This window comes from Citrobacter sp. RHB35-C21, assembly GCF_013816515.1.
Classification (GTDB): domain Bacteria; phylum Pseudomonadota; class Gammaproteobacteria; order Enterobacterales; family Enterobacteriaceae; genus Citrobacter; species Citrobacter braakii.
Genome location: NZ_CP057147.1, coordinates 2,629,505 through 2,647,003 on the forward strand (window position 1 = coordinate 2,629,505; position 17,499 = coordinate 2,647,003).

Genomic DNA, 17,499 nt, shown 5'->3' on the forward strand with positions numbered 1-17,499 from the left:
TCAGGAGGAAAGCAGGGCATCTAATCGTTTTTTGTCGGCTGCGCAAACATCCTGCGGATGCTGATATCCCACGTTTTCATTGGCGCGGGTATACAAAGCGACCAGCCAGTCGTAAACGTAACGGCTTGCGCCATGCGAAGGTTGTTCATCCAGTTTCGTCAACCGTAACATCGGCTGTTGCGCCGGGGCACTAAAAATAGCCGATCCTTTTTGGATCCTGCTGGCCGGACGCTGTTCCTCTGCCACGCTGGCAAATCCAAGCCAGGTAATAAAATCCCCAATATCGGCGTGAAGCTGCGCGGCGCAGACGTTTTCTCGCTGCATAATGCGCTGTAAGCGTTGCGGCATTTCCAGCCGATAGCTGGTGGTGACGAGGATATCGGCAACCTGCCTTAGCGTACGCGGCTCGAGACGTAATCGGCGCGCATTATTTTCATCGCGACACCACTGGCGCACGTGGTTAACCCACATTTTGTGCGCCTGATACCCGGTCTCTTTGCTTTCCGGCGAGTGCGGTGTGTCACGCACCTCGGCAAACAGGTCAATCTCTTCATTAAATAATCCGCTCACCTGTTCCTCGCGCGGCTGCTGAACACGCAGCAGCGACTCAAAGAGGCGCATCGGCGGGAGCAAACCGTCCAGGAGTTCGCCATGCTTTGCCGCCTGGGCCTGGAGCTGGCGGATCACCGACTCATTGCTACCCGATTCGGTTTCAACGGGGTTAATCCAGCCGATCAGGGTTTCGCGTACACGCTGCTGGTGCTGCTCACGCAGGGAGGTCAATCTCGCCTGGCGTTGCTGGGGCGAGGTTGCCTGAGTCAGCCATTCGACGAGGCGTTGTAAGCTGTGTTTATCCAGCGCCTGCAGCGTGCCCCAGTGCAGTCCGGGCTTGCCCATTAATTGCTGCACAGATTCATCAAGATTTTGCTGAGTGCTAAACCGCGCATCCTGCGGAGTAATGGCCCAGACCACTCCCGGCAATGCGGCGTCATGTACGGGCTGAGTGTCGTTAACCCAGCCCAGTAGTTTGCGGGTGATGGCGGGCGTCTGGGAGCGGGTAGATACCGCATTACAGATTAAAAGTACATCCGGTTGCAGATGCTGGCGATAATGTTCCAGCATCCAGCCTAATTTGGCCTGCCACAATGGATGGGGATGAACATCCGGGGCGAGGGGAATATCCAGCAGATCGACATTCTCCAGTACCGCGTCTTCAACCGTCAGGACCAGCTCGCGCGTGAGCAGCGCCAGCGAAGCCTGAGAAAGGCTGACCGCATTGAGCAACTGATCATTTTCTATTGGATGAACCACCACATCGCTTTGCGCCTCATTCCCGTTCAATGCTACCTGAGTCAGGAAACTCTCGGCAGGTAAACCAAAATGGTCAACCAGCAGGCTCAGCGGAGCCGCGAGTTCTTGCGCGCTCCCGGTTTGTTGCAGCGTATGCGCCAGCGCCAACCACTGTTGCGTCAACTCTGGTTGTTCTCCCCACAGTAACGCCCAGGCGTTTGCCCGGGTAGTCAGATCCAGAGCGGGTAGCAGCGTGGCAAACTGATGCCATAGCGCGTCGTCAAATTGCTGCTGTCTGGCCGGTACGCAGGCGCGCCAGAAACGGCCAATTGCCGCGACATCCTGCGCAGTAATGCCCGGCACCGGATGACGCTGGCGCAACGTTTGCCATTTTTCCAGGCGCGCCTCAATAATCGATTTCTCGACCTGGCGGTTGTCCGCAAGCGCACAGAACTGGGTAATAAATAGCTGTACTAGTTCGGCTTCACTGAGTAGCCGCAGGCGCAACGGCCATTCACCATCGAGCGGATTTTCATCACGCGTAAAGCGGATCGCCATATTGGTTGGCGCATGACCAGGATTAATATGTGAAAAGTAATCAAAGCTGCGATCCGGGGTAACGATATTCACTTTGCCATTGGCGTTGCTGCACAATGCTGTGAGCAGGTGCGCTTTTGCCGATTGCGAATGTCCGTAAAGCCCAACGCATCCTCGCGATGAAAAGGTCGTCTTCAACGCAGATTCATTAACGGCGGCCAGGGTGAGCTGCGCCAACAGGGCATCCGCTTCATCATCAAGACGCGCCGCACGCTGACGGGTATCAGTTACCCACTCGATGGCGGCCTGCGCGGTGTTTAACATCTTACTCATTTCAGGTACACGCTCCCGCTATCAATCCAGTAATGGCTCCCGCTATGGCGTCGGTCTGCCAGCGTATTCAGTTTTAACGTTAAGGCATTGGCGGCAACGGGAGTGCCATCCTGTAACCACGCATCGCTCAGTACGAAAAATTCCGGGCCGCTTTCTTTGCTACCGCCGCGTAGCTGCAGCCGTACATTCAACACGCCATCTCCGGCGATGGTTTTTGCCAGTTCGGCAGAATTTATGCTGAGCGTATACAGCGGTGTGGCAGGCCAACGGCTGTTGGCCAGTTGGCGGAAACCTAATGTTACGTTGCCGCGCAATGGGAAGTGCAGGCGGGCATCCAGCTTCGCGCCGGGCTTATCCAGATCGATATCGTGATACCAGATGTTCTCATCACGCAGCGTATTGACCGTATTATCCAACACGCCGAGATAACGTACGGTCGAGTAAGCGCCGATATCGGCAGCTTTAAAGTTGAAACGCGGCAAGCGTAGATCCAGCGCCAGGCTACACAACATGGCACCAACTGCTGCGGTGGATTTGGGGTTACCAATCCGCCCTTGTTGGCTGAACGGATACCACTCATGTACGCGGTAGTTATCCATCCAGATCATACGATTAACCGGAACGGGCTGCAGATGGCGGATCAACGCCTGTACGCCCGGTAAACAGGCGGGTCTGCCGGTCACTAATAAAATATCGCAGCGATAGTGTGAAATGGCCTCACAGACCGCGTGCAGTGGGGAGGTCAGGGTAAACTGGCCCGCCAGTAACGCTTCTTGTAACTGCCTGAACTGCACCTGTAACGGCACGCTCAACACATCAAACGCTGGCGATCCCGCAGGTAACGCATGATCGATAGCCTGCTGGATGTAATTCAGCACGTTGCGCGTTGGTTGCTGGCTCAGGAGTTCGCCAAAGGTGGCATGCAGGCCCGCTACCGGATCGTTAATATCACTTTGTTCCCAGGCTGAAAGTACCGCATGACCGAGCGGCATAAAGAGTTGTAACGCCGTTTGTTGACGCAAAATCGCCTGGGTGTCGATGCGCCCGGAATCGCCAAATAGCGTAGCCAGCAATGCGGCGGCGTCGGTCACGCCAGCCTGTTGCAGACGGGTTTGCAGCGCAGGCAACACGCAACGCTGAATCACGTCCAGCAGCATGTCATCGCCCGCAACCTTAAAGCCTTCACGGAACAGCAGGTGCGGGGTAATTTTGACGTTTGTACCCACGCCGTCATCAAGCTGGTAATGGACGACGGCCATATCCGTTGTCCCGCCGCCAATGTCGATCGATGCCACGCGCAGCGCACGACCTTTAGTCTCACCAGGCTCCGGCAGACGGTCCGGGCGGGCAAGGGCGTTAAAGAACGATTCGGTGTGACCATCGTAGTGAGAGATAGCTTCGTTATACAGCCACACCAGTTGCCCGCAACTGGCCTCATCCCATTCCATCTGGATCTCAGGTACGGGAACCACGCTCTTTTCCTGCTGTTTACGGGTGGTGAAGTCTTCATCCTGCGGGTGCCAGCCCATTGCTTTCCAGACCAACGCAATAGCTTCAAACATGCGCAGGCGGAAAATCTCACGCTCCTGTTTGGGCATCGCCGACGGCAGGGTCAGGATCAGCGTACGCAACTGACGAGGAGATGCCGGGAATCCGAGGCGCAAACGCGTCGCCACGCTGTTAATTTGCCCCAGCGCCTGGGCCAGTATTTCGCACAACATATGCGTCATCAGCGTACTGCGGCTGTATTGCGGTGAGAATACCGGCAGACGATCATCCTGCGGCAGGCTGAACAGCGGTTGCCCGTCATCGTTCATCAGGTTCATTAGCGGGAAGGCGGTAGCCAGTGGTTCGCGCTGGGTTTTGCCATTCATCTGGCTAAAGCGCCAGTCATGCAACACCGGCGTTTCGTCCCACAGATAACGGCGCGGGCTGGAGATCCCACTGCTGCCTTCAGTGCCCATGCGCTGCATCGCCAGCTTTCGGGCTTCATCGCCAACGCGGACAATCGACGGCCAGATAAAGGCATCATCACGACCGCTCTCCACGGAAAAGTGCTGCTTACCAAAACGCGCTTCGGAAAACTCCAGTCGGCTGGTGAACAACGGATCGTTGAGAAACTGTGGCTCGCTTAACGAACGCACCTGCAATTCGGCTGTCTGGCGCAGTCCGTCATTGGCATCCCCGTGATCTTCAATCAGGACGCCACAGGTATGGGTGTTACCGATATCCAGGATAAGATCAACGGGAATGGCGGGCGTGCTGAGGGTATGCGTGACCAGTTTCACTTCCGGGACGGAAAGCTGCTCGCCTAACAGGGTCAGCACATTCAGCCAGTGCGCCTGATATTCAAAGTTACGCAGCGCCTGTTGGATCTCTTGTTCTGAGCGGTTCTCATGCTGTGTGACATGATGCATAAAGGATTCGCGCAACCAACCGTCAATCCAGGTCTGGTCGAGGAAATCGGCAATTTCGTTGTCATGCCAGGCCAGCGCAAATCGTGTACCGTTCAGCAGGTCATTTTCGTTGGGGGTTAACGCCGCAGGGGCATTTTCAGTGAGCTGGCTGTCCAGCGCCACGGTGACGCGGTGGGTGTTGCCCGCGCTGTCAGGTTGCGCCAGCTTTCGCACCTGTACGCGCGCCCAGTTATCCGGGCCTTCAACGAACGTACGCGGCGGATTAAAGCGCAGGAACGGCAGCGGCAGCCAGACACCGTCGAGCACGTCCAGCGAATAATGCAACTTCTGGGTGCTTTCCGGCTTCACCACTTCGGGCTGAGCGCCGGTGCTGCCTGGTAAGGTATAACGTCCGGTTGTCAGATCGAAATCCAGCCGCAGCAGGGGACCGTTTGCCGTTTTGCGCACAAAGCGGCCATGATGCGCAGATTCCTGCGGCGTCAGGCCAAAATCCAGAAATTGCACACCGCTATTGGCGATGAGCGTCACGCTCTGTTTGTAGTCACACAGATTCACCAACATAAAATCAGGCACCTATCTTTTTGATCGTCAGAGGGATTTCCGCGTGATCGTCATAACGTGCGGTACAGGCGGCGACGTCATTGGTTCCCGCTTTGCAGGTAATTTCCGGCATCGGATAACGTGACCCGTCCGTACAACGGGCATTCCCGCGACTCTTAATCATTAATTCACCTGACTGATGCAAACCGGAGAAAATCTCGGCACGACAAACAATATTGTCGCCATGAACCACGCGCGCAGTACCTTTATTGGCCTGGATCTGATAGCGCAGCGACGGCGCTTTACCGCTAACCGGATCTTTAACATCAACCATTACGCGCCAGTTACCGTTGAGAAAACGCGTCGTTCCTGCCTTCATTTGGTTGGCATCCATCACCAGCGCATCTTTCGGAATCGCGGCGATCACGACCGGTCCTTCGACAGGTTTTTCTTTTTTGGCGACCGGAACCACTTCAGCCCGATGCAGCGGCAGTGCAGATGTCAGTTCTGGCAGCGGTGCTATATCTGACTTAGCGACGTCTCTTGGGGGAACAGCGGGTACGGGCTGGGTGGGCTGTTGCTTCCACAGCAGCGGCCCAACCATGGCTGCAATGATCACCGCGGCAACGGGCAGGCTCCACAGCGGCAGGCGGCGTGCGGGTTTCTTCTGTGCGAGCGGCGGCGAGACTTCAGGTTCGTTAACAACGACCGGGGGTTGTGGTTCAGGTTCAGCCGGTTTAGGTAGCTCAACCACTGGAGTCAGCAAAGGTGCGTCGGCCTCGACAAAGGTGATTTGGGCAGTGATTTCTTCTTCCGGCTCAGGCTCTGCTACGGTGACGACCGGAGGAATATCGGCAAGGCGCAGGCAATCGAGCACATCGTCGCGAGGATTTTCATTCAGATTGACGAAACCCCAGAACGTAATAACGGGTTTACCTTCAACCAGAAACACGTGATTCTCACCAGGAAACTGGATGGCTTTTTCCAGCAGTGAGCCAAACAGTTGCAGGGAGGTTTTACCCGATTGCAGACTTTTACGGCTCAGCGCCGCCGCATTTTCCAGCGTGCTTCCCAGATAGCGCAGCGCACGAAAACGGGCCTCTTCATCAGCGGCTTTCCATGCAACGGCTTTCCCTTCAATCGGCGAATACCAGTCAACGCGATCGCCGTTGTCGTTAATTTGTGGGATCGCCAGACAATCCACCATCGCCTGCTGTTTACGCAGGCGAAGCGTTTCACGAATTTGCAATGCTGAATCAAACACGGCCTGACCACCGCCGCCCACGGCCTGATAGTCATCCAAATTGCCGCTGCGCAAGAGAGTTTTTGCCACGTTGTTACCCCTTAGACTTCTTCACGTATCTACTTTACGTTTTATAAAAACGAGCAAACGGTGGAAGAGAGGCAAAAAGGGGCGAATTTTCATGGCATAGAGTGCCGGGAAAAATCTTGACGTTTTGAAAAAGACTTAAGGGAAATTAATTCGCTTAGGGTGATGAATTATTCAGCGAAATACACCGAATTAGAATAACCTGATAGTGATTTGTTATTGGTCAGTTTTTGTCAGCTATGCTCTGATATCTCGGTTAATAATAAAATAAGAAGGCTTATAACCATGATTGCAAGGAAAACGTTACTCGCGCTGGCGCTCAGCGCCGTCTTACCATCAGGCGCGGCGTTCGCGGCCAATACCGACACTCTCATTTACTGCTCAGAAGCGTCGCCAGAGTCATTTAACCCGCAAATCGCCAGTTCCGGTCCATCGTTTGTGGCCAGCTCACAGGTGCTCTACAACCGACTCATCAACTTTGATCCGGTAAAAAATACGCCAGTTCCGTCTCTGGCAACGGACTGGAGGATTTCGCCGGACGGTAAGACCTACACTTTTACCCTGCGTCAGGGCGTGAAATTCAACAGTAATAAATTCTTCAAACCAACCCGCGACTTCAACGCTGATGACGTGGTTTTCTCGGTATTACGACAGAAAGATGCCGATCATCCGTACCACAAAATTTCTCAGGGAAGCTACGAATACTTCAACGATGTCGGTCTGGATAAACTGATTAAAGAAGTGAAGAAGGTCGATGATTATCACGTTCAGTTTATCCTTAATGAACCTAACGCCGCGTTTCTTGCCGACTGGGGAATGGATTTTGCCTCCATCCTCTCTGCGGAATATGCCGACGTGATGCTGAAAAAAGGCACTCCGGAAAACGTCGATAACTGGCCAATTGGCACTGGGCCATACGTGTTGCAGCAGTACAAGCAGGATTCGCAAATCCGCTATCTCGCCAACCCGAACTACTGGGACGGCGCCGTCCCCACGAAGCACCTGATCTTCTCAATCACGCCAAACGTACAGACCCGATTGGCGAAACTGCAAACCAATGAATGTCAGATAATTCCGGCGCCTGCGCCCGTACAGTTTGACGAGATTAAGAAGAATAAAGATTTGACGCTGCATTCGGTTGAAGCGCTGAACGTCGGGTATCTGGCGTTTAATACCGAGAAAAAACCGTTTGATAACGTGCTGGTGCGTCAGGCGCTTAACTACGCGACAGACAAAAAGGCCATTATTAACGCCGTCTTTTTAGGTTCCGGTACGGTGGCAAAATCGCCAATTCCGCCGAATATGTTGGGGTTCAATAAAGATCTGCAGGATTACGCTTATGACCCGCAAAAAGCGAAAGATCTGCTGAAACAGGCGGGACTGGAAAACGGCTTTGAAGCGACGCTGTGGTCAATGCCGGTTCAGCGCCCATACAACCCGAACTCCCGACGGATTGCCGAGATGATCCAAAGCGACTGGGCGAAGGTTGGCGTGAAGGCGAAAATTGTGTCGTACGAGTGGGGCGAATATCTCTCCGGAATGCGTAAAGGTGAGCATGACACCGCGTTGTTCGGTTGGATGTCAGACAACGGCGATCCGGATAACTTCGCCGATGTACTGCTGGGTTGTGACAGCATTAAAACCGGATCTAACGCCGCGCGCTGGTGCGATAAAGAGTATAATTCGCTGGTTCAAAAGGCGAAACTGGTGAGTAAACCGGAAGAACGCGCCGCGCTTTACCAGCAGTCGCAAGAGATTTTCTACCAGCAGGCTCCGTGGATCGCGTTGGCAAACGGGAAAACGTTTTACGCGACGCGCAGCAACGTCAGCGGATACAGCGTTAGCCTGATGGGCAGCGATTTTTCAAAAGCAAAATTAAATTAATGAGTTAAGGAGAGGTTATGTCGCATCTGGATGAGGTCAGCGCACGTGTTGATGCCGCCATTGAAGAGAGCGTCATTACGCATATGAATGAATTGCTGATTGAACTCAGCGATGATGTCGTGCTGAGCCGGGAAGAACGTTACACCCAGCAACAGCGTTTGCGTACGGCTATCGCACATCATGGCCGTCAGCATAAAGAGGATATGGAAACCCGTCGCGAACAGTTGACCAAAGGCGGCACAATCCTTTAATTCGTTGTTGTCAGATGGCGAAGTAACACCTTATCCGGCCTGCATGTTCAGGCCGGATAAGCGCAATTAAAACGAACGTCTTGCCACCAGCCAGGCCCCAACGACCAGCAGCACCGCGCCGCAGACCGGCCCCACCAACGCCCGCAGCGGCACGCCATGACTGCGCAGAATATCCAGCACCAGTCCGCCGATTAACTGGCTGGCCACCAGCACCGCGATAGTGGTTGCTGCACCCACATTTTGGTATCCACTGATGCTGGCAAAAACAAAGAACGATCCCAGCAAGCCAGGGATTAGCGTCCACCAGCGCACGCTGGAAACCAGTTCCCCAAACCCCGCCATACCTTGCTTAAACCACAGTATGCTGACAAACAGCACGATCCCGACCAGCGAGTTAAGTAACATGGCGATGAGGATCGTCGAGGACGTCTGCGTGATGCGTACCATCAAGGTATTTTGCACCACCAGACCAATACCTGCGGCAATCAGAAAGGAGAGGGTTAGCGTCTGGTTCATCTGCTGGCATCCGGTTCGCGGCGATCGTCTAACTGCAACTGCATAAAAGTCAGATCCAGCCAGCGCCCAAATTTAGTGCCAACCTGTGGCATTTGCGCGGTGGTTTTAAAACCCAGCGTACTGTGCAGATGCAGCGACGCCTGATTCTGAGACTCAATGCCCGCAACCATCACATGCTTGCCGCACGCGCGGGCTTCTTCTATCAGTCTGCTGAGCAGCGCTCGTCCCAGGCCTTTACCCTGATGAGCAAGATGGACATACACCGAATGTTCAACGGTATGACGGAATCCATCAAAGTTACGCCAGTCGCCAAAGGAGGCGTACCCTGTAATCACGCCATTCTCTTCACTCACCAGCACCGGATAGCCCATCAACTGGCGGGCTTGATACCATGAGATACGGTTTTCGGCATCGACCGTTTGATCGTTCCAGATAGCCGCCGTATGCAGTACCGCGTGGTTGTAGATTTCTGCAATGGCGGCACAGTCTTCTTTGCTGGCAAATCGAATGGACATGTTGAACCTCAGGGATTGTTCACTATAGTATTACAATATGAATACTATTGAAGACAGCATAAATCAACGGATCGGTGCAAGAATTCGCATTGAGCGGGAGTCTCGCGGGTGGTCTCTGACGGAACTCGCTGAACGCGCAGGCGTGTCGCGGGCGATGATCCATAAAATAGAGCGCGGTGAGAGCAGCCCTACGGCCACGCTGCTGGGCAGGCTCTCCGGTGCCTTTGGTATCAGCATGTCTATGCTGATGGCGCGGGCCGAAATGCAGGAGGGCAAGCTGCTGCGCTTCGCTGATCAGCCTGTCTGGCACGACCCGCAAAGCCACTATCTGCGCCGCCACGTTTCACCGCGCAGCGATCTGCCTATTGATCTGGTGCAGATAGAATTGCCCGCTGGAAGCGACATCCCGATGCCAGCCTCTTCCTACGTGCAGGCAAGACAACTTATCTGGCTACAGCAGGGGGAATTGGTCTTTGTGGAAGGGGACGTGCGTCATGAAATGCGGGCTGGCGATTGCCTGGAGCTTGGCCCGCCGAATGATTGTCGGTTTATTAATGAAACCGCACAACCCTGCGTTTACCTGGTTGTGCGGTTAAATCATGTCGTCAGCTAACTGGCGGACACAGGCTGCTACTATTGATGGAATCATGCCAAAAGCAGAGGAGCACATCATGGGTCAACAGACTAATCGCAATCGCCGCTGGGTACTGGCTTCCCGCCCGCATGGCGCGCCGGTCCCGGAAAACTTCCGTCTTGAAGACGATGAGGTGGCAACGCCGGGTGAAGGCCAGGTTTTGCTGCGCACCATTTTTCTTTCCCTCGATCCCTACATGCGTGGACGCATGAGCGATGAGCCGTCTTACTCCCCGCCGGTAGAGATTGGCGGCGTGATGGTTGGCGGGACCGTGAGTCGCGTGGTGTCCTCCAACCATCCTGATTACCAGCCAGGCGAGTGGGTGCTGAGCTACAGCGGCTGGCAGGACTATGACATCTCCGACGGTAACGGGCTGGTGAAGCTTGGCGATAATCCCGAACATCCCTCCTGGGCGCTGGGAGTGATGGGGATGCCAGGATTTACTGCTTATATGGGGCTGCTGGATATCGGTCAGCCAAAAGCGGGGGAAACGCTGGTTGTGGCCGCCGCCACCGGCCCGGTTGGCGCAACGGTAGGGCAGATTGGTAAGCTCAAAGGCTGCCGGGTAATCGGGGTTGCTGGCGGGGCAGAGAAATGCCGACATGCCACCGAGGTCTTGGGCTTTGATGTCTGCCTCGATCACCATGCACAAGATTTTGCGCAACAGCTGGCAAAAGCCTGTCCGCAGGGGATCGATATTTACTACGAAAACGTCGGCGGCAAGGTATTTGACGCCGTTCTGCCATTACTCAATACCTCTGCGCGCATTCCGCTGTGCGGATTGGTCAGCGGTTACAACGCCACAACACTTCCTGGCGGACCCGATAGATTACCTTTGCTGATGGCAACGCTGCTGAAAAAGCGAATCCGGATGCAGGGCTTTATCATTGGTCAGGATTATGGTCACCGCATTCAGGAGTTTCAGCGGGAGATGGGGCGCTGGGTTAAAGAGGGCAAAATCCATTACCGCGAACAAATCACCGACGGTCTGGAAAATGCGCCGCAGACCTTTATCGGCCTGCTGACGGGAAAAAACTTCGGTAAAGTGGTGATTCGTCTTGCAGACGATGCGTAAAACGGATGGCGGGAGTCATTCCCGCCAGTGCTATTCAAAACGCCAGGCCAGATTAATCCCTACGCCATAGTTTCGTCCTGGCGCCGGTTCGTAATATCGACCATTTGCCTCATTCACTATCACCGAACCGACGTAGGACTTATCAAACAGATTATCCACCCGACCGAACAGGTCGATCATCAGACTGCGGTAATAAAATTTATAGCCGGTATTTAAACCCACTACGGTATAGGACGGGGCTTGCGCCGTATTTTCATCATTGGCCATAATGTTGCTCATATAACGAACATCAGTTCCCGCATACCAACCTTCATCAGGCACGTAGCCCAGCGAAGCAAATCCCATGTTTTGCGCAATGCCAGGCAGGCGGTTGCCGTTGCAGTTTTGATCGCCACAGACGTTGCTGCGGTAGGTCGCATCCAGCCAGGTCCATGCAGCTTTTACGCGCCAGCTTGCGGCAAAGCGTTGGTCCCAGGATAACTCACCTCCCTGACGGCGGGTTTTTCCAGCGTTTTTGTAGGTTGTCCGCCCGCCGCTACTGCTGTCAACCACGATCTCGTCATCGGTATCGGTCTGGAATAGCGCTGCGGTAAACAGCCCATCGCCGATACGCGTTTTACTGCCGATTTCCACGGTATCGTTTGTAGAAGGCTGTAGGTCAAAATTCATCCCACTTTGGCCGTCGGAGCGGTAAGACAACTCGTTGATGGTGGGCGTTTCGAACCCACGTCCCGCGGACAGGTAGACGTTCCAGGTATCGGTGATGGCGTATTTTAACGATCCAGCAGGTAACCACTGGTGATAGCTGGCGTCACCGCTGTCATCTCCGTTACCTGGCGTAATATAGCGATCGTTAGAATCAAACCACACCGAACTGTAGCGAACCCCGGCATCCAGCGAGAGTTTCTGCGTTAATTGCCACTGGGTTTGCAGATAGGGATCGACATTCCACATCAGGTTACGTTCGTTACGTCGTAAGTCGCCTTTCTGACCATATTCTGGCACGCCATCATCAAGGCGAAAGTTGTTGTAGCCTTTACGGTTTTCGCTCATGTTTTCGTAATTCAGACCGGTGGTGAAGGTCACGGGTACGCCCAGCTCGCCACGGTGAGTCCAGCGGTTGTCTATCCCTTGATAATGACGTTGCAGGGTAATAACGCCTCCGGCATGAGAGGGTTTTAACTGAGGGGCCATCGGGATTGACTGATACTGAGTGGTTTCACGCTCGCCCGCATAAGTCATGATGCTGATATCATCCTTCGCGCTAAGCTGGCGTTCATAGCGCAACCCCGCCTGGGTCTGCTTGATGGTTTTTCGCGTGTTGTATTGCTCAGCGCGGGGAGATTGCTGCGGATTGGCCTGCCACTCCGACTCGGTAAGACCACCAGGATCGTCAGCTTTACTCTCTACGCTATTGAAAATCAGGGTTAGTTTGCTCGTATCGTCCATGCGCACGCCCAGTTTGGCATTGGCCAGATTTTTTTGTGCGCTGCTGCGATCGCGATAACCATGGGTAGTAAACCGGGTTGTTGAAACGGTGTAATCCACATCCCCTCGCTGTGTACCATCGCCCAGTGCGCCCGTTGCTTTTAACCCGTAGCGCCAACTACCAAAACTGCCGTAATAACTGCTGGCTTCAATGGTTGGCGGCTCATGTCCCGTTTCAGTGCTGACATTCATCACTCCACCAGACGCATTGCCATACAGAGCAGAGAAGGGGCCGCGTAAAACCTCAATATTTTGTACGCTGCTGATATCAATATTGGATGTTTGACCCTGCCCATCCGGCATGGTTGCCGGGATCCCGTCGACATACAAACGAATGCCGCGGATGCCATAAGTGGTTCGCGAACCAAATCCGCGAATCGACAACTGGAGATCCTGGGCGTAGTTTTGCCGATTTTGCACCTGCAGCCCAGGGACGCTGGTCAGGGATTCAGACAGGTTAATTCGCGGCGTTGCCAGACGCATATCTTCTCCGTCAACGACGCTGACGGCGGCAGGGGTGTCCAGTTCAGAAACGGACTGTGGTGTCGCGCTAACGATCAGCGTTTGATCGTTTATCTCACTTTCTGCCACGGCATAAGGCGAGAGGAAGACAGGCAGTAAAGAAACAGGAAGTGCAGTGTAGCGGGATGCAAAAATCGTCATGAACAAGGCCAGTTAATGATGCTTACGCCGTAAAACCGGCGATAAGCGCGTGAATTTTTTTATAAAAGATGAATTTTAGCGCTGCTGAATTGCGCTAATTTTTCGGGCAATGACAACGATTGTAGTCAATATGTGAAGAAGTGCTCCACTTTGAGATGAATAATGATTACTATTCTCATTCTTGAAAAAGGCAAAACCATGATTTTGCTCATTGAAGCTATGTGAAGCAGTAACAAACGAATTTATCAAAGGGAGTCGTCATGTCTTTACGTCATCTGTTTTCGCCGCGTCTGCGTGGTTCTTTACTGTTAGGTTCACTGCTCGTTGCATCATCTTTTACTACGCAGGCTGCAGAAGAACTGCTGCGCAAAGCCGTGGGCAAAGGCGCCTATGAAATGGCATACAGTCAGCAAGAGAACGCGCTGTGGCTGGCGACCTCGCAGAGCCGCAAACTGGATACCGGCGGGGTGGTTTACCGTCTTGACCCGGTCACCCTCGAAGTGACTCAGGTTATTCATAACGATCTCAAACCGTTTGGCGCCACCATCAACAACGCCACGCAAACGCTGTGGTTCGGCAACACGGTAAACAGCGCGGTGACGGCAATGGATGCTAAAACGGGCGCGGTGAAAGGACGTCTGGTGCTGGATGCGCGTAAGCGTTCTGAAGACGTTCGCCCACTGCAGCCGCGTGAGCTGGTCGCCGATGACGCCACCAACACGGTATACATTAGCGGTATTGGTAAAGAGAGCGTGATTTGGGTGGTGGACGGTGATGCCATTAAATTGAAGGACACCATTCAAAATACCGGCAAAATGAGCACCGCTCTGGCTGTCGACAGCAAGGCTAAACGCCTGTACACCGCCAATGCGGACGGTGAATTCATCACTATCGATACCACCACCAACAAAATTCTCAGCCGTAAAAAGCTGCTGGATGATGGAAAAGAGCATTTCTTCATCAACCTGAGTCTGGACACGGCGGGCAACCGCGCCTTTGTCACCGACTCTAAAGCGGCGGAAGTGCTGGTAATCGACACCCGTAATGGCAACGTCCTGGCAAAAGTCGCCGCGCCGGAATCCCTGGCCGTGCTGTTTAACCCGGCGCGTAACGAGGCCTACGTGACCCATCGTCAGGCCGGCAAAGTGAGCGTGATCGACGCGAAAAGCTATAAAGTCGTTAAAACGTTCGAGACCCCAACATTCCCGAATAGCCTGGCGCTCTCCGCCGACGGTGAAACCCTGTACGTGAGCGTGAAACAGAAGTCCACCCGCGAGCAGGAAGCCACCCAGCCGGACGATGTTATTCGTATTGCGCTGTAATTAACCGGAGGGGGAAACCCCTCCTGTCACTTCTCTAAATCCCCCGATACGCCTCGTTACACCCCGCCAGTAGCCTGACCTACTTCAGGGACTTACACTACGCCCTCAACGGCTAACTGAATAACACGGGAATACCATGAAAAAGCCATTTATCTGTCTTTGTGCAGGCGTAATGCTGTTTACATTGGCAGGATGCACCACCGATTACGTCATGACGACCAAAAGCGGACAAACCATCACCACCCAGGGTAAGCCAAAACTGGATAAAGACACGGGAATGACCAGCTATACCGATCAGGATGGGAATGCGCGGGAAATTAACAGCAACGACGTAGCGCAGTTGATTGAAGCGAACTAAAAAAGAAGGCCTGAAGGATTAACCTGTCAGGCCTTCTGCCGTTATGGCGCGGTGCGGTGGATCTCTGCAACGCGTTTACGCACGCCGAACCAGCCCGCGACCAGCAGGATGGCAATCAGCGGTAATGACGCGATGGTATAGGTGCCATTTGGATAGTCAAACGCCATCAATACCAGTACGCTTAGCAGGAACAGCAGCGTTAACCACGAGGTAAACGGTGCGCCCGGCAGTTTAAAGCTGACGTCTGCCGTTTTACCTTCTTTTATGGCCCGGCGCAGACGCATCTGACAGACCATGATAAACCCCCACGACGCAATAATGCCCAGTGACGCGAAGTTCAACACGATCTCAAACACCTGTGACGGCACCAGATAGTTCAGGAATACCCCGACGACATACACGACCAGCGTGGCGAGGATCCCGGCCCATGGCACCTGTTGACGGCTCATTTTAGCCATGAATTTCGGTGCCGAACCGCCCATCGACATGGAGCGTAAAATACGCCCGGTGCAGTACAACCCTGAGTTAAGGCTGGAAAGCGCCGCGGTGAGCACCACAATATTCATGATACTGCCAATGTACGGCACGCCCAGTTTGGAAAAGAAGGTCACAAACGGGCTTTGCCCCGCCTGATAGGCGTTCCAGGGCAGTAGCAGAACCAGCAGCACGACAGAACCCACATAAAACAGACCAATACGCCAGATAACGCTATTGATTGCTTTCGGCACCATCGTTTGCGGATCTTTGCACTCACCGGCGGCGGTACCCACCAGTTCAATAGAGGCAAAGGCGAAAACCACACCCTGTACCAGTACCAGCGCAGGCAGCAGGCCATGCGGGAAGAAGCCGCCGTTGTCGGTAATCAGGTGAAAACCCGTGGCGTTACCATCCAGCGGCTTTCCGGTACCTAAAAAAACGGTACCTACCACCAGGAAAATCACAATTGCCAGTACCTTAACCAGCGCAAACCAAAACTCCATCTCCGCGAACCATTTCACGCCGATCATGTTCATGGTACCGACAATAGCCAGCGCGCCGAGGGCGAACACCCACTGCGGCACGTCGCCAAACGCGCCCCAGTAGTGCATATACAACGCCACCGCGGTGATATCGACAATGCCGGTCATCGCCCAGTTGATGAAGTACATCCAGCCAGCCACATAGGCGGCTTTCTCACCTAAAAATTCACGGGCGTAGGAAACGAAGCTACCGCTGGAAGGGCGATGTAAAACCAGTTCGCCGAGCGCGCGCAGTATAAAGAACGAAAAAATACCGCATACCAGATAGACCAGCGCCAAAGCCGGGCCGGCCATCTGCAGGCGTGCGCCTGCCCCTAAAAACAACCCGGTACCAATTGCGCCGCCAATGGCGATCATTTGTACCTGTCGATTGCCCATCGCTTTGTGATACCCCTCTTCGTGAGCATTCAACCAGCGTCGTTTCGCCGCATGTTGTTCCGCGGCTTGCGTGTTGTTTGTGTTCATTACGATTCCTGTTGACCTGACAAAAATACAACATCCTTTTTGCCGCACCTGCTGCGGCGAAAACAGCCTTACCCTTCATTGTGTTACGGGGGAAAACTGCCGGCCGAGCATCCTACATTCAATTGATTGGTTCCGCAAAGCCCCGGTAACAAGAATTCAGCATTTTTATGCAGCCGGTACTGGCGCGGTGTGGCCTCGATTCAGCCAATAAAGGAGAAGGGCGTTTATACCTGTAGAGGTTCTACGTCGGAACCGCCGAAACCCAGTTTAAGTCCGGCAACAAGAGTATCCAGATCGATAAGTTCATTGCTGCTCTGGAAGGTGTAATGCCCGTTCAGTAAAATGTGCTGCAGGCCATCTGTGATATCCGGGTCAGCGCCTCGACGCCTTTGGTATTATCTTCGGCTTCCAGTCTCTCCAGCAAACGTGACAGGAACACGGAGTTGTAATAAATGATCGCATTGGAGATCAATCGCCCACACTGGGTACTGATGTCCGTTTCAGTATCATTTTTCCCTGTTAACTCTTTCTTACCGCCGACTTTGGGTAACTGGTGATAAGATTAAACGCGATTCTGGGAGCGACGGATATTGCGTTCCAACTGCGGGTCACGCAGATACTTCAGCGTGTAAATACTGCGAACCAGCCGATCGTATTCAAATATCGCCTGTCTTGTCGGGTTGGCCGTTGTATATGTACATAACTTGCGGAACAGCGTTCCCTGCGTCATTTCCTTCAGCCCCGGCGTGGCGACGATGCGATCAAGATTGCTTTTTTCGCGTGTGATAAGGTCCAGAACAATCTGCCCGCAGGCTGGATCAGGCATTTTTTATATGCTGACGAATCCTTTTATCGGACGCTT

General features: G+C 53.8%; 13 protein-coding genes and 1 pseudogene. 6 read left to right on the forward strand and 8 right to left on the reverse strand.

Going from position 1 to position 17,499, the window contains the following annotated elements; all coding sequences use genetic code 11:
- Genes HVZ39_RS12850 through HVZ39_RS12860 form a run of 3 tightly spaced genes read right to left on the reverse strand, consistent with a single transcriptional unit; the run spans nt 1 to nt 6,450 of the window.
- Entirely contained in the window at nt 1-2,160 is a 2,160-nt protein-coding gene (locus HVZ39_RS12850) for a virulence factor SrfC family protein (RefSeq protein WP_046275597.1), read from the reverse strand.
- On the reverse strand, nt 2,157-5,138 hold the full coding sequence (locus HVZ39_RS12855) for a virulence factor SrfB (protein ID WP_047358152.1): 2,982 nt from the start codon (nt 5,136-5,138) through the stop codon (nt 2,157-2,159). The genes HVZ39_RS12850 and HVZ39_RS12855 overlap by 4 nt, the downstream gene beginning before the upstream one ends.
- A 4-nt stretch (nt 5,139-5,142) precedes the next feature.
- Nucleotides 5,143-6,450, reverse strand: a complete 1,308-nt coding sequence (locus HVZ39_RS12860; RefSeq protein ID WP_181632500.1) for an SrfA family protein — start codon at nt 6,448-6,450, stop codon at nt 5,143-5,145.
- Nucleotides 6,451-6,732: 282 nt separating this feature from the next.
- On the opposite strand from HVZ39_RS12860, the gene HVZ39_RS12865 reads away from it, so the two are divergent.
- Nucleotides 6,733-8,331, forward strand: coding sequence for an ABC transporter substrate-binding protein (locus tag HVZ39_RS12865; RefSeq protein WP_181632501.1), 1,599 nt, complete (start codon nt 6,733-6,735; stop codon nt 8,329-8,331).
- Nucleotides 8,332-8,348: 17 nt separating this feature from the next.
- On the forward strand, nt 8,349-8,582 hold the full coding sequence (locus HVZ39_RS12870) for a YdcY family protein (protein ID WP_016153143.1): 234 nt from the start codon (nt 8,349-8,351) through the stop codon (nt 8,580-8,582).
- Nucleotides 8,583-8,648: 66 nt separating this feature from the next.
- Here the strand turns inward: HVZ39_RS12870 and HVZ39_RS12875 are convergent, their stop codons facing one another.
- Both HVZ39_RS12875 and mddA read right to left on the reverse strand, forming a co-directional pair.
- Nucleotides 8,649-9,098: a DMT family transporter gene (locus tag HVZ39_RS12875; RefSeq protein ID WP_016156572.1), complete on the reverse strand. Its 450-nt coding sequence runs from the start codon at nt 9,096-9,098 to the stop codon at nt 8,649-8,651.
- Nucleotides 9,095-9,613, reverse strand: a complete 519-nt coding sequence (gene mddA / locus HVZ39_RS12880) for an L-methionine sulfoximine/L-methionine sulfone acetyltransferase (protein ID WP_181632502.1) — start codon at nt 9,611-9,613, stop codon at nt 9,095-9,097. The genes HVZ39_RS12875 and mddA overlap by 4 nt, the downstream gene beginning before the upstream one ends.
- Before the next feature lie 37 nt (nt 9,614-9,650).
- On the opposite strand from mddA, the gene HVZ39_RS12885 reads away from it, so the two are divergent.
- Entirely contained in the window at nt 9,651-10,226 is a 576-nt protein-coding gene (locus HVZ39_RS12885) for an XRE family transcriptional regulator (RefSeq protein WP_016153140.1), read from the forward strand.
- Between the two features lie 58 nt (nt 10,227-10,284).
- Nucleotides 10,285-11,322 carry an NADP-dependent oxidoreductase gene (locus HVZ39_RS12890; protein ID WP_046275592.1) on the forward strand — a complete coding sequence of 346 codons (1,038 nt, stop codon included), beginning with the start codon at nt 10,285-10,287 and terminating at the stop codon, nt 11,320-11,322.
- Nucleotides 11,323-11,352: 30 nt separating this feature from the next.
- Here the strand turns inward: HVZ39_RS12890 and pqqU are convergent, their stop codons facing one another.
- Nucleotides 11,353-13,473 (reverse strand): TonB-dependent receptor PqqU, encoded by a 2,121-nt coding sequence (pqqU, locus tag HVZ39_RS12895; RefSeq protein ID WP_181632503.1) that lies wholly within the window; start codon nt 13,471-13,473, stop codon nt 11,353-11,355.
- Nucleotides 13,474-13,733: 260 nt separating this feature from the next.
- On the opposite strand from pqqU, the gene HVZ39_RS12900 reads away from it, so the two are divergent.
- Both HVZ39_RS12900 and HVZ39_RS12905 read left to right on the forward strand, forming a co-directional pair.
- Complete coding sequence (locus tag HVZ39_RS12900) at nt 13,734-14,795, forward strand: YncE family protein (protein ID WP_181632504.1); 1,062 nt, start codon at nt 13,734-13,736, stop codon at nt 14,793-14,795.
- Between the two features lie 136 nt (nt 14,796-14,931).
- A complete protein-coding gene (locus HVZ39_RS12905; protein ID WP_003020157.1) occupies nt 14,932-15,153 on the forward strand; it encodes a YgdI/YgdR family lipoprotein in 222 nt (73 codons plus the stop codon).
- Nucleotides 15,154-15,194: 41 nt separating this feature from the next.
- On the opposite strand, the gene ansP is transcribed toward HVZ39_RS12905, so the two are convergent.
- Complete coding sequence (gene ansP / locus HVZ39_RS12910; RefSeq protein WP_003833088.1) at nt 15,195-16,637, reverse strand: L-asparagine permease; 1,443 nt, start codon at nt 16,635-16,637, stop codon at nt 15,195-15,197.
- A gap of 224 nt (nt 16,638-16,861) precedes the next feature.
- A pseudogene (locus HVZ39_RS12915) lies at nt 16,862-17,483 on the reverse strand (Tn3 family transposase); the annotation flags it as partial.
- Nucleotides 17,484-17,499: the final 16 nt, after the last annotated feature.